Source organism: Moorena sp. SIO1F2, from assembly GCF_010672755.1.
In the GTDB taxonomy this organism is placed as follows: Bacteria; Cyanobacteriota; Cyanobacteriia; order Cyanobacteriales; family Coleofasciculaceae; genus Moorena.
In genome coordinates, this window is the sequence record NZ_JAAHFV010000084.1 from 1 (window position 1) to 19,685 (window position 19,685).

The following is a 19,685-nucleotide window of genomic DNA, read 5'->3' on the forward strand; positions in this document are numbered from 1 at the left end:
ATCGGGCTGACCGATCATGCCCGCGCTGCGGGCGACCGCAGCCTCGAACTCGCAACCGGAACCGCCAACCCGACCGCGATCTCCTGGGCCCGGGTCGGGGTCGGCATGGCCGAGCTGGCCGACGACCCGGCCCGGGCTGCTCGAACGTTGTCGGCGGCCCGGCGGCTGGCCCGAACCGTCGACAATCGCTGGGTCGGTCAGATGGCGATCTTGACAATTCACACTATTATCCAGAAGGAGCATCAACATCTCAAAACCAAATCATAACTATTAACAATATTGATAATCATAACAATAACAAAAAAACTTAAACCAATAATATTATTGCTTACCCCTTGATTTAGTCTCTATTATATTATATAGCACTACGCATTCAGATGTTTGACATTCATAAACTCCGAAACTTAGTCATAGCTTACTTTTGACTTCTGACTTCTAACTTCTGACTTGCGCGTAGGGCTATACTTCCCGATTTTTATGGCCACTATCCCAGAATTATCACTAGGTTTCAGCAAGAGATTGAGGGCGAGTGCTATTAATAATCTGTGACAGAATACCGAGCAGAGCCTCTAAATTACCAATAAAGTGTTCTTCTGACTCAATATAAACCGAATTTTTGACCAATTTCATAAATTTCCAGAGGCTGCCAGTTGTTACTCCACCATAGATAAACGGAATAGGATTATTTTTGTGCTCATTAAAAAGTTGAGCAGCAACCATTTCAGCAATACACTGAGGGATAGCGGATTTAAGGTTATCGTTTTTGGCTTCAACTAGAATAGCAATGGGAGCAGTAACATCCAACTGTTCAGGAGAATGACTAATGATAAAATCACACCTACCGTTTAGCCCTTTACTCTTATCAATAGTAAACTCTGTCCCAGAGAAAAGGCTAATTTTACGGTTAAATTGCTTGCGAATTTCAACTAAAATAGGAGCAACAATCAATTCAGATCGGGCTTTTTCGGTATCGATTTCCAATCCTAGAGGAAGGTTTTATTCCAAAATATCGTTTAATAAAGGGCTAGGAGTAACTGGTTCAACTGATTCAAATAAATTAACTCGTTCTTGAATCGATAGGTTAAATTTATTTTTGAGTGTATCTAGAGTAAATTCACTGTAAGACATGGCTTTAGCTATCTATGAATATAGAATATAGCTGTTATTAATTCTCTCAGGCAGGTACTATCGTAAGAATTCAGTGGTCAGCTGTCAGCCGTGAGCTAAAAGCTCACGCTACGCGAACAGCTTAAAATAAACCTGGAACAGGAGAATTTAATAATTCGAGATTTAGAGTATTGAAACTATGGTAATTTGCCCATCTAAGCATATGCGCTACACGCACGCTACTTGATATGCAATCAGCTGTCAGCCTTGAGCTTATTTTATTCAAAAGCTGATAGCTGATGACTGATAGCTGAATACTTACTCATAATCGACCTCAACAATCTCAGTATATTCAAACTGATTTGGACTACGCCTTACCAAATCATAACGATTTCCAGCTAGCTCAATAACATCTTCTTCACAATCAGACTTAGGAGAATTGTAAGTCAACACATACTCTTTACCAAGAAAAGGAAGTATCTCGTCAGCCACTTCTCCTCGCCACTGGGTCTGAGTTACTAAAACTACTAATTGATTCGCTAGTCTAGGCAAGATATGAGCAATTCGCCGACGATAGATTTCATCCAAGCTTCCAAAGGGAGAATCCATTACAATAGGAAAAGTACTACTATCGGGTCCCATCAGAGAATGCTCTTGACTCCAATCCCTAACTCGGTCAATAATTCCGCCGATAAAGGATAAACTTAGAATCTGATTTTCTCCCGTAGACGCAGCAACTAGATTTTCTTCTCCAAGAGTACTTTCTACTAAGGTTAACTCATACTTATCACTCAACTTAGGGATATAGGGTGTAAAAGAAATTGAGATAAATATCTCCTGGACCCGCTTCTCCAAAGAAGTACGAAACTGAGTTTCCAAACGTTCCCTCACTTCAATTAACCGTTCAATAGAATCTTGAGCAGCAGCAATCCGTCGCTGTATCAACGCCTGCTTACTTTCATTCATTTTGTGCTTAGCAATCTGCTTATCCTTTAAGTCAATGTCTGTATCCAACTGTTCAAGTTGTTGTTGATTCCCTCCTTGTTCTAGAGTTAGCTCCCGAATCCTAGTATCTATCTCATCCAACTGTTGTTGGAGCAGACTGATATCCTCATCGGGAAAGTTACGTAACTTTTTCTTGATATCATCTAGTTGGGTCTCAATTCTAGAAAGCTCAGTTCTTCCCTGAGCAATAGTATCTTGTTGTTGGTCAACATCCTGCCAAAACTCAGGCACCTGTTGGTTAATTTCATCAACCTGGGAACCCATCCTTATTGCGGTTTCTTCCACTTCAGCCATTCCGGCTTTATCCATCCAGGCTGCTACTTGCTGATGAGCATGAGTTCCCTCAGTTAATTCTACACCACAGATACAGCGCTTGTGTTTAAGTAAATCCCCAACAAATTGCCGCTTAATTCCAACAGGTAATTCCCCTCTTTCGGTGATTAAATCTTTGACAATTTCTTGAAAAGTTGAGCTTACCTCTGAGAGCAGCACGGTATAGCCACGAGTTGATATAGCTCGTTTCAAAATATGTTGACTTTGTTTTAGCTGTTCTCTAATTAACTTTTCTCTAGCTTCTAGTTCATCCCGCAGCTGTTGTAACTCCTGAGCGCCACCGAGTTCTAATAACCGTTGACCAATTGTCTTCTTTAGCTCATCTTGATCCTCTAACTCCTGCTTGATTTCCCTTTGACGCTTGATTAGACTCTGGCTCTTCTTTTCCGATTTTCGCTGTTGTTTAAGCAATTGCTTAGTTTCAGAGTCGCCAATTAAAGACAATTCATAGTCTAAGGTTTTTTTCGCTTCCCTTAAATGTTTAATAGACCGATTTAAAACTTCTACCCCTAGCAAGGTCTTGGTTGCTTCCGCAACTTCTGACTTTTTATCGGAGCGTACCAGTTGTTCAATTCGTTCTCCATCAAAAAAGAAGTATTGGTGCAAACTAGCTGGTAAAATTTGACCAATAATATCCTCAGGTAGTTGTTGAGGCAATAACCAGCGTCCATCATCTCCAGCGATTTGGAGATACAATTCTGTGTTACCTTGCTCGACTCCTACCTCAGTTTTGTAAGTACGACATAGACGTTTGACTTGGTAACGTTTATTATTATGTTCAAATGCCACTTCTACCCAACAGTCTACTGGTTTATTGAACTGAGCTTCAGCAAGAGCTCGCTTATTCAGCAGTTGGTCTTCTGAAGCAAAAGCAGCACTAAACTTTTCATAGAGCACCCACGAAAAAGCATTCAGGATGGTAGTCTTACCAGCACCATTATTCCCATGAATAATCGTAGTGTTTCGCTCGCCACTGGCTAACACAATCACCGGAGTCTTACCATAAAATTGACGAAAATTACATAGCTGAATCGATAGCAGCTTCATTGAACTTCTTCCTTGACAATTTTCAGGATATCATCATTAATATTACGGGGAGTTTTCATATAGAGTTTATCCTTTTCTGCCTGCAAGACTCGCTCTATAATTCGGCGCACTTCTAGGGGAGCAGTGATAATCGGCTCCTGGACATCATGGAGTTCATTCTTGCTAGGAGAATAAGTAGAATGTTTTTCAGCTACTCTTCTGGAAATGACTGATGTAGCACCACTGGTAGAGTATCTAAATGCCATAACCGTATTTTTTTTAAAAGCGACTAACCTTTCAGATCTTGTCCGGTTGTTTCGGTAGTATTCTTTGTTGTTGTTTGTTTTAGGAATCGGTAAGGGTGAATAGGGAATAGCTTGGTAGTAATCACACTACTTACCAATTCCCCATTACCAATTATCAATTACCCATGCTTTACAAGAGCGATGTTTCCGGACATGATACCATATCTAGGCTGATTAAATTTCTTTTAATACTTTATTGTTTATTTATACTATAACCCAAAAATTTTGCAATATCTTAATAACGAGAGTCACCCAAAGCAGTACTCTATGTCTGTAGGTTTTTAGTTTTGGCTTGAAACGGCTAGGCACAATCACAGACAATCAACGATGAAAAACGCAATTACGGCCTTCGGATTTTCTCTATTCTCTTTAATGTTGCCCTCTGAAGCTAGGGCATATGATTTAGATTTTAGTAATCTTTATGTGTTTGGTGATAGCCTATCGGATCCTGGCAATGTGTTCAATATCAGTAAGGCAGGGAATCAGGTAAATCCCACCATTCCCATCATCCCCCAGAGTCCACCCTACTTTCAGGGACGTTTTAGCAATGGTCCTATCTGGGTAGATTATCTAGCAGATGCTCTAGACATAGAGGTGAAGCGATCTGCTGACTTGTCCGTGGTATTACCGGAATCGCCGATACTTTCTCCAATCACTATCACTCCCGATGGCCCTCGGGTGAGTTTTTTCTTCAATGGTGCGACGACTAATCAAAGCGTAAACTTTGCTTTTGGTGGTTCTCAAGCCGGATTAGCTGGCCTTGGTGAATTCGGGGCGTTGTTACCGGGATTACTCACGCAAGTGGCAGGGTTTACCAATGACCTGATTGTATCTGATCAGATCGGTGACCCCAACGCCCTCTATATTCTGTGGTCGGGTGCCAATGATTACCAGAGTGCGGACCCTCCTAATCCTACTCAGGTCGTGGGCAATATACAGACAGCAGTGAACTCCCTGTATAACTTTGGTGCTCGCAATTTCCTAGTGCTTAACTTACCAGATTTGGGAAAGATACCTCTATCACTGAGGCTAGGTAGTGTATTATCGACTGGCCTCACGGATTTGACCGACCAACATAACTCTCTGTTGGACTCCACCCTTAACCTTTTGAGCCAATCCTTAGCTGACATTAACCTGATATCCTTCGATGCCAATAACCTATTTAATCAGATTTTGACCAATCCTGGAAACTTTGGTTTCACGAATGTGACGGAAGGGTGCTTAGATGAAACAACGTTTATTGCTTGTGCTAATCCAGACGAGTTTGTATTCTGGGATAGCATCCACCCAACGACAGCTAGCCATCAGATCTTAGCGGAATCTACGATAGCATTACTGAAGTCCCAAGAGAAGTCTGAGTCTGAGTCTGTACCAGAACCAGCGTCTTCTGCCTCCTTAGGAATGATAGGGCTTGCCTGGTTGTTTCGGAAACAGTTAAATAAATCCTGCTAGAGTTTACTATTTACTATAACACAGTGGCAGCTTCCCGAGCTGTCACCGTTGATAATAAATTGATAGTAAATAGTTTAATACTACTATTGGTAAATTCTATGGGGAAATTTCTGTTAATCTTATCTGCGATCGCTTACCTGTCTCAGACTGCTATAGCTCAGACAAAACCAAGGCGTTGGGTCAGAGTCATGTCAAATGCTCAGACAGGCAATATCCACTACTTCGATATCGATTCTTTGGTCAGCACTACTGATGAAATGGGCAATCCCATTCACTCCTTTGATAGTAGGATAGTATTTGGTAATCCTCTCGAACCAGGAGTGTATTCTGCCATTATCACGGTTCAAGTTAATTGCCCTGAGCGTTCGATACGTACATTGCGTTTTGAACAATACGATTCCCAGGGTAGTATAATCAGCCGAGAAGAATCGGAGAATGATTGGTACACAATACCCATGCCCGATACTCCAACGGTTCATGTCATGAATGGTTTTCACACCTTAGCTTGTAAGTCTAATACTAATGTTGTTAACCGTTGACTGTTAACTGTTGACTATTAACTTTTAACTGTTGACTGTTTACTGTTGAGTCGGAACTCTGCACTTTCCGACTCAGGACTCAATTGATATCACTCATCAGAAGATTAACTAATTCTTGGGTGATAGGGAAACCAGTTTGTTGCTCAAAGTGTAAAAACATCGGACTGGGGTTAGCTTCAAGAAACACGTATTCACCATTTGGCTTTAAACGCCAAATCGCCGTCCACTGGAGCCAAAACGCTCTAGTGATAGCTTTGCACTGCTCTTGCACGGTCTTTGGCAGCCTGACCGGAATCAATTGAGCATCGATATCTTCTCGAAAGTAGAGCGACTTGGAGCGAATTTCTGCCGAATACATCGAGTCCCCAATTACATAGGTGCGAATATTTGTGCCAGGGATATACTCCTGTATAGTAACAGGAGAAAGCCGCAGGGCTAAGTTTAGTCGTTCTGGTTGTAGATGTTTTTCTGTTAAAAACTGGACATGAGCACCACCATAGACTGGCTTAAAAATCACTTGGTCACAAGACTTCCTAAATTTAATTATAGCCTCTGGATCATTACTAATTAGAGTATGGGTAATCGTTACACCCATTTGTTCAGCTTTGCTCAATTGTAGAGGTTTTTCCTTATCAAATTCATAAGCTTGCCATGATTTAACCCAGTGAATTGAGTTTCCTTGCATCAACGTTATTAGGGTACTCATAGCATCATTAAAAGCAACTCTCTGCTGTAATGGATTTTTGATTGGGGGAATTTGAACTCCAGAAAAATTACGCCAAAAGATGCTACGAATATCTCTTAGACGTAATTGATAGCCATCGGATAGGGTGAGAAGTCCATCTTTAGTGTGTGGCTGCCAAGATAGTCGTAATTTAGTAGGAAACAGAGAAGTGTCGAGATAGTTTGTCTTGCCTCCAGCCTTAGTCAGAGCATGGTTGATATGCGCAGCGTGAGTATCTTCAGGATTGCCCAAAATAAAAAAAAATATTCATCTATTGCCAAACAAAACGAACTAGTAGTTCTACTGTTATGCTGATCATCCAAGTTATTTTTTGTTTCGGTTTACTAGATAATAGTGTGGCTAATCAATTCAAGATCATACTTGGTTTTGGTTTGGCAAAAAAATTGAATTTTAAAACACCTTATAAGCAAATTTAATTTGGGTATCATATCAGCTATATTTACCTGATAACAGGTAATTTTTATAATAGTTAAATGCATCCTGATATTACTCCGAAAATATAATGCACCCTGTTTAAAAATTGCCTAAATGCTTAAAAACGCTGCTAATGGGTCAGGGAGTTGTTAGTAGATTTATTACCCCTTGAGGCTGGGGGGGGCGACAAGCGCACCCCCAGGGAGTAGGGATATTTAAACTGTCGTGTTGAGCAGGTGGACTGGCAAGTTGAGTATTCATGACTGCTTTTAATTGCTGAAAGCGCTAGTTCAAGCATGATAGTCAGAGAAATAATCTCTGTATGTAACCATGGCAAATTAACCTGGCTTTAGTAATCCAGATAATTACTGATCCTGTTAAATCTTTTACAGTTCTATGTCCGTTAATTCTCTAGTTTAGCTCTTATCGATAGATACATACTAACTAAGTAGTCGCCCACAAAACTAGGGGAAGAGAAAGGAAACTGACTAAGGTAGACAAAACCACTGTCCGTGCTACTAAGGGAGCATCTCCCCCAAACTCAGTGACCAAAACTACCGTACTAATTGCTACAGGCATGGCACTTTGTAACACCAACACCTGTAAATTTAATCCCTCCAGTCCCAATGCTTGACCAACGGTATGGGCAATTAGCGGAGCTACCAACAAACGCAAGGTAGTGGCGAGCACCTCATACCGTCCTATAACCAAACGGGTGCGGGACAATTGTATCCCCAACACAATTAAATCGATAGGGATTGCTGCCATACCCAACTGGTGAATACCCTGATCTAGCCCTAAAGGCAGTTTTAAGCGCAATAAACGCCAGGTTAATCCTGCCAGCATTGCCCAGAGTAGCGGTAGTTTTAGGGTTAAGCGCACTCCAGAACTAATACTACCCCCTTTAAGTAAGGCGGGACAAATAGCAAACATCAACAAGGCAGCTGTGATCATGTAAACTATAGCGCGTTCTAAACCCGGTGTACCAAAGGCAAAGGAATTGAGAGGAAGCCCCAGGTTTCCAGCATTGGGAAAAATAGCAGCAACCATAAAGCTTTTTTGGACAACTGGTGGTAATTTCAACAGTTTGCCTAATCCCCAACTCAGTAGGTAAAGCAACACAGCGGTAATGATCAACCCAGCGACTAAACCAATGGTGCTTTCGGTAGACAGAGTTGTCCGATACAAGCTGTCTGCTATCAACGCTGGTACGAGAATATAAAGAGATACCTGAGAAAGAGTTTGCTTGTCCAGAGATAACGTGCGACCAGCAATAAATCCAATCAGGATAATTAAACCGACCGAAACAACAGCAGGTAGAAGAACAGTCATTATATAAATACTTTAGATGAACCCCATTAAAGGAAAAGTCTGTTTGTTGACCGTTGACCGTTGACCGTTGACTGTTAACTGTTGACCTTCAAGCAACCTTCAACCCTACACCGAATACGGGGCGAACAACCTTTAAACTTTAAACCTTAGCCAATAGGCCACGCTACGCGAACAACTTTTAAAGTTTAAACCTTTAACTTTAAACTTTAAACATTCAACATTCAACCTTTAACTTTAAACCTTAAACCTATTTTTGCTAAACTGCTTCAGTCGCCGCCGCAGTTGTTTAATATTAGGTCTGTGACCTCCATAACGCCAACGGATATAAGCATGCGCTATCTGCTCAATTACCTCAGCGGATGCTTTAGGCTGGTCTTGACTTATACAGCTAGCGTACTCAAGTGGAGTTTGAGTCGGATGTTTGAGATATCCTTTGGTTGCTAAAATCCTGATCATTTGCTGGTAAATCTGTTCCATTGGTGGCAATGTTGCCAACCAGAAACGATAGCGCCAGTTTTTCCACTGATGCCAACTTAGCCAGCTCAGAAAACCAAATGCGATCGCTAAAATCAAGCCGCTCAACATACCTAACCAACCACTAGATACCATCTTCCACAATCCAACAAATATTCGGATAATGGTACCAATGGTGAAATGCCATAGGTTGCTCAGTAAACCAGTGATTGGTGAGGGGAGCCAACCTGCTACCCACTGCCAAAACTGGCGCAAGACACTAAAGGTTTGATATTGCTCAACGGAGGGGGGCAGCAATTCATGACCTGGGATGGGGTCAAAGGCAAACCAACCGTATTTAGGGAAATAAACCTCAGTCATGGCATAGGCATCGGTATTGCGGACGATGTAAAACCCGGTAAAGGGGTTAAATTCGCCAGTGCCAAATCCAGCCACTAATCGGGCTGGGATGCCTATGGAACGGAGCATAATCGTGAGGGTGGTGGAGAAGTGGTCAGGATAACCACCTTGATACTTGAAGAGAAAGGCTTCCACCAAATCTTGATTTTCTTCTAAAAAAGGGAATTGTGAGGGGTCTTGGGGGAGGCGATAACGCTGCTTAACCGCCTGGGCTAGATACAAGGCTTTTTCATAGGAAGAGGTTATAGGTTTCTCTGAAGTGGCTAGGAGTTCTTCAGTACGTTGCCTGACCCTCACTGCAATTTGGGGGGGAATATCCAGATAGTAGTTTTGAATCGACTTGGGGTAGTTATCCCCAGCTTGCTGCAACTTAGTGCGATCGCGAAATGGAACTTCTGATATTACGGTATAGGTCAGTCCTTCTAATAAACCTAAAGGCGATCGCAAACTGCCTTCTGGTCCAATACCGATTTCCCGCGACGGAAAGAACAATTCCTTCGGATAGGCCAAAGCGGGAATCAGATTCGGCAGTTCTGATACAGCTGTGTAGGTTTGAATTACCTTTTTGGTTTGACCTGTGATCAAGGCAGGTAAGAGTTGGAAGCGATAGGACCAGCTTGGTCGAGTTATTTTCTGGACTTGATTATCCCGAGAAATTTCCCAACCCTGACCCGTGTAGTGGTCAAACGCTAGCACTCGCCAAAATCCCGGTGCTTGAGAACGCACCCGCATCACTACCTTAGGTTTCAGTTCTCCCCGCAGATTCTGGTTAATCTTGCTATTAAAGCCATAGTAAAATGTCTGATCCAACTCACCAGCACCCGTAGCGTTTTGAGAGCCACCACTACCATTTTCCCCTTGCTGTTTCCCTTCGCTCACATAGCCAGGGTTAACAATTAACCTATTTTGTGAATCAAATCTCCGGTTTGCCATTTCCCCAGGAGCACTGACGGGATACATCTGGATTTGATAGCCAGGGAAACGAGGCATCAGAGCAAAAATGGTTAACCCTAGCGCTATAATTACACCAATAAATAAAATGAGACGCTTTAGGGGTATGGGTGAGTAGTTGGGAGTAAAACCGTATAATTTTTTACTTTTTTTAGCCGTAGATATACCCAAGCGTGACTGGTAATCCAGGACAAGAACCGGTAATGCGATCGCTAAAAATACTAACAACAGAGGGGCAAACGCCAGAGTCTGACTCACAGTACCAGCGACCCCCAACAGGATTAGCCCAATTACCATCGAATAGCCCAAATCCTTGCGGCGGGGCAAGTCAAAGCTATGGAGAATCTGCAGCTGAACTAACAACTGAGCTAGAGCCAAGCGGGTATCATTGAGCTGACTGAACACATTGCCCAAAAAGGCTCCCAATGCCAGCAACATCCCCAATGCCAGCAAGAATTTCAGAGCAATGTTACGTTGGCGACGACGATACCAACTCCAGGTTGCTCCCACAATACTTAAGGGTACTGCCCAAAGACTCCAGAAGGTAGATGCGGCAACATCAACAGCCACAATTCCTACTACTACCAGTGCCTGCACCAACACCCTTAACGAAATCGACTCCTCTGTAGGAGGCAATGGCTTGGCCTCAAGACGCTGCCAAAACTGACTCACCATGGTAGATGCGCTCCGAGGTTATATGTCAAGCTTGGAATGTTATTCGCGTAGCGTGGCCTTTTGGCCAAGGTTGGAATGTTGAACGCGCACGCGTGGCCTTTTGGCCAAGGTTGGAATGTTAAAGGTTGGAATGTTTAAGGTTGGAATGTTAAAGGTTGGAATGTTTAAGGCTATAACTTGCAACCCGTTAACCTGCAACCTGTTAACCTGCAACCTGTTAACCTGAAACCTGTTAACCTGCAACCTGTTAACCTGCAACCTACTAACCTGTTAACCTGCAACCTGTTAACCTGCAAGTATTCTGACTAATTTGTCGGGCAGATTGCAAAGGTCAAAGGTTTCTGTTCTCCATGATCGAAGCGAATCTCGATAGAACAAATCTGATTGGGTTGTAAATCATAGGATTCTACACTCAGGTAACCTGGATAGGTACGTTCTGCTTTTGCCGAGGCTTGAGGTGTACCTAGAGTCAAGCTACCACCTCTAGGCAAACGAGTGCTGACCCGTAGCTGAGACACACCATCTTCTTGATGATATTCTGCTCGCAGAGTTACTAAACCAGCACTAGTCTCCCACTGGCGCTCCACAGGAGTTTGATTTGGTGAAACTGGAATGGTGAGGGTGGTAAGAATTTCCTTAGCTGCTAACAGAGCCAAGACCATCTTTTGCTCATTGTTAGCTTCTTCGTAAGGTAGGGATTGCAGTTGTTCTTCTGGAGAACGGGTAGGTGTCATCAAGATCCTGCCACTCCAGGAGTTAAGGGCATAGAATTCGTCAGGAAACAGCTTTTGAACTGCCCTAACCAGTTTAGCTCCTAGCTGATACTGGGAAGACACTGCCTCAGAGCAGGCTTCTAGCAATTGAGATAAAACGTTTTCTGGTATGGCAGTTGGTAAGGCCAAGTTAGACAACTGTGGCATCCAAAACCTAACTCCGGAAACCCAAGACTCTGCTATTGCGTCAACAATATCAGTTTCATAGTCTGAAATTTCTGTCTCCCAAGGAAACAGAGGTGGGTTAAGTTCAATTTGAGCTTGTAGTTTGCGCTTCAATAGCGTCTGGAAACGATTTTGCACGGTTGACATCTCTCCCAAGTTGTAGCGGCGGATTTCACCGCCTAGTGTAAGGTCATCATGGGTGTTCGATTCTAGTGAATTCACCCACATGCGGTCTAAAGCCGCTTCGCCATTGTGATTAGGGACAATGTTCAAGTTTTCCAAGTCCAGTGATTCTGATAAATCCAGGGGATATACATCAAAGTCAAAATCCGCTGCTGTTGTCTCACCCAGAGGTACAGTATCGTTTACTTGACCGTTTGATGGTATTGAAGCAGCGGGACGGGACTCTTTTAGCCAAGCCATTAAGCGGCTATAGAAAGCGTCCATATTGTTATCTATGTCACTATTCATCTTTAGATCTACCGGATCCGGATACTGAACTATTACGAATATCCCAGGCAATTTCGAGCAACTTAAACCATCGCTTCTGTGCCTGGTTTAGTGTACAACCCAAGGTCTTAGAAATTTGTTCATTGGAGTAACCTTGTTGTTTGAGTTTAAGTAATTCTGACTGTTGGGAGCTCAGTTTTTGTTGAAATCGTTGCCATTCTTTTGGTGTTAGCCCCAGATTTCGATCCAAATCTGCTCCCAGCCACTGATGTACCAATTCCCAGCGGTGAGACAGAGCAAACCGAATCAGATGATACTTAAACCGTTGTTGTAAATAGTCCCGCTGTCTGGGATTGATGCCTAAAATCTCCTCAATTTCCCTGGTTGGCAGGTCTTTGAGCCGCAGAGTAAAGTAATCCGCACAATCCTGTTGCTGGCGTTCTTTGAGATAGGCGAATAATTCTTTGATTACAGTTTCCCGCAGGCTGGAGTCTAGGGGTTCAGAGTCTGATAATACCATTGCCTCCCGCACCTGCTGGATCGCCGCATCATTCCAAGTCGCATCTGACTCCTGTGCTGCTCCTTCCGCTGCTGTATCCATATCCACAGAGGTTTCTGGAGGTTGCTGTTGGGAAAAGGTTTGAGCACGTAGAATGACCAACTGTTGGGAACGGCGACCGGGTAAAGGAATACGTCGTTTACCATAGCGCTCTGTAAACGCCATATATTCTGATAGTTCCAGGAGACTGCGGGGACGATAGGTTTCCTCCAGGGAGGTTTCCCGCCGAAAGGCATTTAAGGCTTCGGCATAGAATCCCTGTAAGAAATCTTCAATCATATTCAGCCGCGCCTGGTAACTGGTCGGCGTTTGATGGGGTGTAATGTAGCGGTAGATAATCGCACTAAGAGTACTCTGTAGTTCTACCCTTCCTTGGAGCGACCCCAGTTTGTAGTAATGACAAACTTGCTTGAGACGATGGTTAGCGAGGTTTTGAGCCCAGCTGTCCACATCCCCAGAGGTTTGAATCCGATTACTTTCATTGCAAATACGATTAACTTCATCAGCGATACGTCTTGCTACGTCCTGGCAGTTTTGCTTAGAAGCACGAGTGGACTGCCGGAGTTCGTTATACAGCAGTTCAAATAGTCCTTCCACGCCCAGGCAGACTTCCCTCATCATGATTTTCATTCAATAACGACCCTAACATACAGGTACTCTCGACAAATTTGATTTAGGTTTAGACTATGTGCAGCCAAATTCCTCACCCTATAGCTCCTATGGAATTAGACGAACAAATTAACAATTTGATTGATAATGCTCCACAAGATGGAACGACGCCTCAAGCGATTGAAGCGATCGCTCCAGTACTCAAACTTCTGGCGGAACAACTAAACCATCTGGAATATTACATTCTCCAAAATCTTGACCAAGGTTGGGTGTTGACGACACTGAGTAATCGTGCTAACCCTGATCTGGAGAAAAATGTTATTTATGCTTTTCCGACTGTTCAAGATGCTGCCAATTTTCATTCTGATTGGGATCCTCAACTTATGGCGTGCGGGGTGCCAGTCACTCACATTTTGTTTCAGATGTTGGCAATCGACACCGTCACTAGTACTGTTTTCTTTGATACACCTGGTAATTTAGCGGTTGGTTCAGAGGTCTCTCGAGAGGACCTACGAAATTTAATACAAGCTCAACTACAGCAAATCCGGTCAGCACCCAAGTCAGATTCTAACAATCAACCCCCTGATATTGCTTAACTATGGCTTCACCAGAGCAAGGGATGAGCGGATGAGGAGATGAGCGGATGAGGGGATGAGTGGATGAGGGGATAACTGACAAAAGACTATTGAATCACAAATTATTACCATCACCCCTGATCACTTCATTACTTATCCGGTCTGATCTAGGGACTTTTCATGTATTCAATATAGTTATTCCCTGCCATCACGACCTCTGACCATCTCCCCATCGGTGAATTTACTATCTGTAAACGCAACTTGATATTAATTTGCCACTTGCTATAATAGTGCGGCTAAAATTGCGGTTAAGCCCCCAATATGCCTCGCAATAAAACTATGGTAGCTTCTAAAACTGGCTTCCCTGATACGGAAAATCACTGGGCAAAGCCATTTATTGAAGGTTTAGCCAATCAGGGAATGATTAGCGGTTTCCCTGATGGCAGATTCCGACCTAATCTACCCATCAATCGATCTCAGTTTGCTGCCATATTAAAAAACGCTTTTTCCCAACCCGAAAAACAACGATCTGCTCCGAAGTTTATTGATGTATCACAGAAACACTGGGCTTTGGAGGCGATTCAATATGCTTACGAAACTGGCTTTATGTCGGGTTATCCTGGTAATCGCTTCCGCCCAGACACTAATCTGGTTCGAGTGGAAGCCTTGGTAGCGATCGCATCTGGCTTGAACCTTCCCTTGAGTGAGATATCGGATGTACAGATAGAGCTACCCCAACTCTATCAAGATGTGGATAAAATTCCTGGTTATGCCCGAGACAGGATAGCCACCGCTACGGATGCTAACATAATCGTCAATTATCCCAATCCCAAGCGACTGCGACCCACTCAAGTGGCAACTCGTGCTGATGTGGCAGCGTTTATCTATCAAGCTTTGGCGTATTTGGGTCAGGTGCCGGACCTAAACTCAAAATACACGGTTGCTTTCCAAACCACTAGGGAGGTTAGCCATCAGCGAGAGTTTCGGGGAGTTTGGGTTGCCAGTGTCTGGAACATTGACTGGCCGTCTGAAAAGGGTCTAGCAGCTGAAAACCAACAAGAGGAACTGATCGAGATTATTGACCGGATTGAGGAACTTAACCTCAATGCTATGTTTTTACAGGTACGACCTACAGCAGATGCTTTATATGCCTCAGAATTAGAACCTTGGAGTGAATGGCTAACAGGTACCCAAGGGCAACCACCAGAACCATTTTACGACCCGCTGGAGTTTGCGATCGCAGAATGTCACAATCGCAATATTGAACTACACGCCTGGTTTAACCCGTTCCGTGCTGCAACAGGATCACAAGTTTCCACAAAAGTCAAGCCTCACATCAGCGTTACCCATTCAAACTATGTGTATCAATACGGTAAGCAATTGTGGATGGATCCAGGAGTAAAAACAGTTCAAGACTGGACTTATAACGTGATTCTGGATGTAGTGGGTCGTTATGATGTCGATGGGATTCATCTGGATGACTATTTCTATCCTTATCCTATCAAAGATCAAGATTTTCCTGATCAAAAAACTTATGAAGCTTATCAGGAAGCTGGGGGTGAACTGAGTTTGGGGGATTGGCGCAGGGACAATGTGAATAAGATAGTTGAGCGTCTCTACACTGGCATTAAAGCTACTAAGCCAACAGTTAAATTTGGGATTAGTCCTTTTGGAATTTATCGTCCTGGACAACCTCCTCAAATTAAGGGATTAGATCAATATGAAGCTATCTATGCTGACCCTAAAAAATGGTTAGAAGAAGGTTGGGTCGATTATATTGCTCCTCAACTTTACTGGCGGATTGAGCCTCCTGCCCAAAGTTATCCGGTTTTACTCCAATGGTGGACAGAAAATAATCATAAAAATCGACACATTTATTCTGGGAATAGACTCAGTAAGTTAGATGGAGAAGAGTGGCCGATTTCTGAGTATGAAGAACAAGTTGAAATTAGCCGCGATCTAGTGTCTCAACTCTCCCTAGGAAATATTTTCTATAGCATGAAAGTATTCACAGAAAATCGTTTAGAGGTGGTTGACCAGTTCAAAAGCTCTATATATTCTGAACCTGCTGTTGTTCCTACTATGGAGTGGTTAAAGACTGAGCCACCTAAGACACCAGGTAATGTCAGAGCAAGAGATGGTAAGCTAAGTTGGCAGAAAGTTTGTGATGGAGAAATTTGTTATTGGACCCTTTATCGACAACAAGATGGGGTTTGGAGGTTGTACAAAATCCTGAATTCAGCCACGCTGGAGATAGCGCTAGAGTCGGGAATCTATGCCTTGTCAGCAGTGGATAGGATTGGGAATGAAAGTTTAGGAGTTGTTGTATCGTTGGGTTAAAGGTTGTTCGCCCTTGGCGTTCCCGTAGGGTAGGTTCAATGGTTAAGGCAGATGTTGGCTAAACTCATCTAAAGAATTAGCTGTTAATGCTGTTGCCATCAAGTTGTCCAGTTGTTGGAGATCATTACCTTGGATTTTCCCAGATATCTCTGAAGGAATCGTTCCAAATCGTAGTTGGAGTATTCGCTCCAAGTTAGCACGACGTTCTTGTTGAATGCCTTCTAATATCCCCTGTTGTCTGCCCTCTTTTATGCCCTCTTCTCTGCCCCTTAACTCTCCCACTGCCTCTGCCCCTTCCAGCATACTAATTTCATACCGTTTATCTTCCAGATATTTCTGATAGGCTGCCTTTTCGGTATTCGGTAGACTCTCAATCCTCAGGTTTTCCTTGGCTTGGGCTAATCCCCTGGCTTGGAATTCCTCCTTGATTTCACTATTTTTAAGGAAATATATCCATTCATCCAAACTGTTTCTAGTCACATCATCAAACTGTTTCACTCTCAAGATGTAATATTCCGGAAATATCTGGTACACCTGCTCAATTTTGAACAACTCCTTCTGGAGATTTGATGGCTCTAATCTGTCCTGGATATGACGTCCGATGAAATTTAATTTACCCTCATAAATGTAATCTTGTCCTTGGCCGAGGGGAAAGTCAACTATATTAATGGAGTAGACCTTTTTGACTTGACTATAAGGCTCTCCTTTATCCAGATATTCGGTAATCAGAGTCGAAACTCCAAATAACATCCGCTGAAAGTAATCATTTTCCGAACTATTTTGCACCTCCACTAGCAATAACTCCCCGGCACTATTGAGAGCTAGAATATCCACCCGGTTTAGTTTATTATCTTGTGTCTGAGGATTACTTTCACTTTCTAGTATTGATTCAATGGTAATCACTTGTCCGAGTAATTCGCTGATAAAGCCTTCGAGGACAACATAATTAGCTTTATCCCGCAGTTGTTTTTTGATCGCCCAGTCAAAGCGTATGTGTGTTGCTGCCATGATTAGTCTTGCTATCTACAAGCACTATGCCATTTCGACTTAACTTCATTATACTGGATCAGTGGCTCAGTCCTGAGCAATGGTCTTTAGACAAACCTAGCCAAGAGGTATTAAACTTAGACAATAAGCAAATTTTGTCAATTTCAGTTAGTTACCGTGAGAGAGATTTTAAAGGTTATTCTTCCTCAACTGCGTCAGCACTTCGAGAAAATTTACAACGATATGAGGGGATTCGGGTCTCGTCAACATTGGGACTCTACCCCCCGATTCATAATGCTCGGTACGAGCCGCTTCGCGAACGCAAACTAGAATCGAGTGAAATAATATTCAGGGCTAATCCCTGACGGCTGAGTCTTGTTAAGATGCGATGTTCCGTTCGCGAACACATTAGACAAATGACCAATGACTACTGATTAATGACTAATCAAGGGCTGATGCCTGACAGCTGAGAGTTGAATGTTTACCTGATCAGAGTTTTTACCTTGCGATATGCTTTGAAAATAACTATAATTAATCTACCATAGCTATATTTAATAATTATTTTGTCCTAATTTAGGTAGGATAGTATACTCTAGGGGAGTAATTTTAATGAACAATCAAATTATTGATCAAGTCTTGTACAACCACCAACTTGATATTGATGACCTGTTACAAGATTTGCATAAATTTGTTAGTCAAATCAATAAACCGGAATTACAGTCAAAAATCAGGACGATACAAAAAAATAGTAATGAACCGTTTTTATTAGTTATTGTTGGAGAAGTCAAAGCCGGTAAAAGTAGCTTTATTAATGCCCTCCTTCAAGAAGAAATTTGTAAAACTGATGTTGAGCCATGTACGGATGTTATTCAACAAATTGTTTATTCAGAGGAGCCTTTTGAAAAGGAGATTAGCCCAACGTTACGAAAAATTGGTTTACCGATTGACATTTTGAAAACTTTATCAATTGTCGATACTCCTGGAACGAATACGATTCTGGACAACCACCAAGAGATTACTGAAAACTATATTCCTAACAGTGATTTAGTGTTTTTTGTATTTTTCGCTAAGAATCCCTATCATAAAACAGCTTGGGAACTCCTGGATTATGTTAGTGAGCAATGGCGTAAAAAAGTAGTCTTTATACTTCAACAGTCTGATTTAACTAAACCAGAAGAATTAAGCCGAAATACTCAGAGAGTTAAAGACTATGCTAGTCAACGACATATTGAGTCTCCTATAGTTTTTGCGACATCAGCGGAATTAGAAAACAATGGGAATGAAGAGGGGAGTGGGTTTAGGGAAGTGAGAGGATTTATTAATGATATGGTTACCGGTGGGGAGACTTATAAAATTAAACTGAAATCAATTAGCGATCGCACTCAAAACGTGATTGATGAATTAGAGCATGAATTAAAATCTATCCAACGGCAACTAGAGCTGGATAAATCATCAGTAGAACGAATCAAAACTAAACTAGCTGTCGGTGAAAAAAAGTCTCAAGATGAGATTAGTAAACTGGTGGATAAGTTAGCCGCCAACTATGATCTAGTTGCTGAGCAAATAAAATCCGATTTTAGCGCTGGTTTCACCTTTCCTAAACTAATCAATAAGTCCGTTGTTGGTACCGTTAATAAAAATGCCTCGATCCAAGCCTGGATCGATCAGATCAAGGCCAAGTATGAACCAGAGCTACAAGTGTCGTTAGAAGAAACCTTAAAAGAGGGGACACACCATTTTTTAGGGGATATTAAAAACCTAATTGATTCGTTAATACAAGATTTAAATACTATCCAGAATTATTCCAGTAATAGCCATCTATCTATCCAAGTTATTGAGCGCCGTCATGAGGTGTTTGAAGACGTTAAGCAAAAAGCATCTAAACTCCTTGAAGATGCTGAGTTTATCAATACTTTAAAATCTAACGCTAGTGGAGTCGCCACCAATGTATTAGGTGGAGCGGCAGTAACAGTAATTGCTGGCCTATTTATGGCGATAACAGAAATAGTAATATTGGATATTATCGGTGCTGCATTTGCCGGAGTTGGGATTTTAGTTTCCGGGGGAGCGCTTTATCTTAAAAAAAGAATGATCATTAGCAAGATTAGCAAAAAATTAGATAGTGATAAAACTAAGTTGATATCAGATATTAAAGAGCAACTTAAATTCAAATATACTCTGATATATGAAGAAATAAAAAGAGTATTTGGAGATTTAGATGATTATGTGGAAAAGGAAGAAGAAGGAATAGAACCAATCCTTAAGGAGTATAGAACAATCCAGAGCAAGGCTAAGGATTTATTAGAGTTAATGGTTAATAGTTAATGGTTATTGGTTATTGGCCTTAACTATTGGGTTATGGCCGATGAATCGGTTCACTATTGCTGGCAGAATGATGATTGTTGAGGCCAAAATCTAGAGAGCTGATGCTGTCAATAGCTTCAAACGGCTATCAAATGTGATAGTATAA

Annotated in this window: 19 protein-coding genes; 7 read left to right on the plus strand and 12 right to left on the minus strand. The window is 42.3% G+C overall.

Features of this window, described 5'->3' with window-relative positions; genetic code table 11:
• On the plus strand, window positions 1–267 hold a 267-nt coding region (locus F6J94_RS12770; RefSeq protein ID WP_293040469.1), incomplete at its 5' end, for a hypothetical protein.
• Window positions 268–501: 234 nt separating this feature from the next.
• Here F6J94_RS12770 and F6J94_RS12775 read toward each other — a convergent pair.
• From F6J94_RS12775 to F6J94_RS12790, 5 genes are all read right to left on the minus strand, one after another.
• Window positions 502–981 (minus strand): hypothetical protein, encoded by a 480-nt coding sequence (locus F6J94_RS12775; protein WP_367142201.1) that lies wholly within the window; start codon window positions 979–981, stop codon window positions 502–504.
• Between the two features lie 15 nt (window positions 982–996).
• Window positions 997–1,128, minus strand: coding sequence for a hypothetical protein (locus F6J94_RS34250; RefSeq protein ID WP_367142202.1), 132 nt, complete (start codon window positions 1,126–1,128; stop codon window positions 997–999).
• 297 nt (window positions 1,129–1,425) lie between these two features.
• The gene (locus F6J94_RS12780; protein WP_293040472.1) at window positions 1,426–3,492 is read right to left on the minus strand and encodes an AAA family ATPase; all 2,067 of its coding nucleotides are present in this window, start codon (window positions 3,490–3,492) and stop codon (window positions 1,426–1,428) included.
• Complete coding sequence (locus tag F6J94_RS12785; RefSeq protein WP_293040475.1) at window positions 3,489–3,737, minus strand: hypothetical protein; 249 nt, start codon at window positions 3,735–3,737, stop codon at window positions 3,489–3,491. Before F6J94_RS12785 ends, F6J94_RS12780 begins: the two co-directional genes overlap by 4 nt.
• Window positions 3,738–3,760: 23 nt before the next feature.
• Window positions 3,761–3,895, minus strand: a complete 135-nt coding sequence (locus F6J94_RS12790) for a hypothetical protein (RefSeq protein ID WP_293040478.1) — start codon at window positions 3,893–3,895, stop codon at window positions 3,761–3,763.
• Window positions 3,896–4,103: 208 nt separating this feature from the next.
• Between F6J94_RS12790 and F6J94_RS12795 the strand changes: the two genes are divergently transcribed.
• Window positions 4,104–5,228 (plus strand): SGNH/GDSL hydrolase family protein, encoded by a 1,125-nt coding sequence (locus F6J94_RS12795; protein WP_293040481.1) that lies wholly within the window; start codon window positions 4,104–4,106, stop codon window positions 5,226–5,228.
• Between the two features lie 98 nt (window positions 5,229–5,326).
• Complete coding sequence (locus tag F6J94_RS12800) at window positions 5,327–5,767, plus strand: surface-adhesin E family protein (protein ID WP_293040484.1); 441 nt, start codon at window positions 5,327–5,329, stop codon at window positions 5,765–5,767.
• Window positions 5,768–5,846: 79 nt separating this feature from the next.
• On the opposite strand, the gene F6J94_RS12805 is transcribed toward F6J94_RS12800, so the two are convergent.
• From F6J94_RS12805 to hetZ, 6 genes are all read right to left on the minus strand, one after another.
• Window positions 5,847–6,743 carry a hypothetical protein gene (locus tag F6J94_RS12805; RefSeq protein ID WP_293040488.1) on the minus strand — a complete coding sequence of 299 codons (897 nt, stop codon included), beginning with the start codon at window positions 6,741–6,743 and terminating at the stop codon, window positions 5,847–5,849.
• 627 nt (window positions 6,744–7,370) lie between these two features.
• Entirely contained in the window at window positions 7,371–8,258 is an 888-nt protein-coding gene (locus F6J94_RS12810; protein WP_293040492.1) for an AEC family transporter, read from the minus strand.
• 234 nt (window positions 8,259–8,492) lie between these two features.
• Window positions 8,493–10,757 (minus strand): DUF4129 domain-containing transglutaminase family protein, encoded by a 2,265-nt coding sequence (locus F6J94_RS12815; protein WP_293028208.1) that lies wholly within the window; start codon window positions 10,755–10,757, stop codon window positions 8,493–8,495.
• 170 nt (window positions 10,758–10,927) lie between these two features.
• Window positions 10,928–11,053 (minus strand): pentapeptide repeat-containing protein, encoded by a 126-nt coding sequence (locus F6J94_RS34255; RefSeq protein ID WP_081431030.1) that lies wholly within the window; start codon window positions 11,051–11,053, stop codon window positions 10,928–10,930.
• 9 nt (window positions 11,054–11,062) lie between these two features.
• Window positions 11,063–12,166, minus strand: coding sequence for a hypothetical protein (locus F6J94_RS12820; protein ID WP_293028205.1), 1,104 nt, complete (start codon window positions 12,164–12,166; stop codon window positions 11,063–11,065).
• A complete protein-coding gene (gene hetZ / locus F6J94_RS12825) occupies window positions 12,159–13,322 on the minus strand; it encodes a heterocyst differentiation protein HetZ (protein WP_293028231.1) in 1,164 nt (387 codons plus the stop codon). The genes F6J94_RS12820 and hetZ overlap by 8 nt, the downstream gene beginning before the upstream one ends.
• Window positions 13,323–13,423: 101 nt before the next feature.
• Here hetZ and F6J94_RS12830 point away from each other — a divergent pair, with 101 nt between their 5' ends.
• Complete coding sequence (locus F6J94_RS12830; protein ID WP_071102393.1) at window positions 13,424–13,909, plus strand: hypothetical protein; 486 nt, start codon at window positions 13,424–13,426, stop codon at window positions 13,907–13,909.
• Window positions 13,910–14,227: 318 nt separating this feature from the next.
• Window positions 14,228–16,228: a family 10 glycosylhydrolase gene (locus tag F6J94_RS12835; protein ID WP_293040497.1), complete on the plus strand. Its 2,001-nt coding sequence runs from the start codon at window positions 14,228–14,230 to the stop codon at window positions 16,226–16,228.
• Window positions 16,229–16,270: 42 nt separating this feature from the next.
• Here F6J94_RS12835 and F6J94_RS12840 read toward each other — a convergent pair whose 3' ends face one another.
• Entirely contained in the window at window positions 16,271–17,236 is a 966-nt protein-coding gene (locus tag F6J94_RS12840; RefSeq protein ID WP_293040500.1) for an Rpn family recombination-promoting nuclease/putative transposase, read from the minus strand.
• A gap of 26 nt (window positions 17,237–17,262) precedes the next feature.
• Between F6J94_RS12840 and F6J94_RS12845 the strand changes: the two genes are divergently transcribed.
• On the plus strand, window positions 17,263–17,580 hold the full coding sequence (locus F6J94_RS12845) for a hypothetical protein (protein WP_293028184.1): 318 nt from the start codon (window positions 17,263–17,265) through the stop codon (window positions 17,578–17,580).
• A gap of 244 nt (window positions 17,581–17,824) precedes the next feature.
• On the plus strand, window positions 17,825–19,540 hold the full coding sequence (locus F6J94_RS12850) for a dynamin family protein (RefSeq protein WP_293028180.1): 1,716 nt from the start codon (window positions 17,825–17,827) through the stop codon (window positions 19,538–19,540).
• Window positions 19,541–19,685 lie beyond the last annotated feature (145 nt).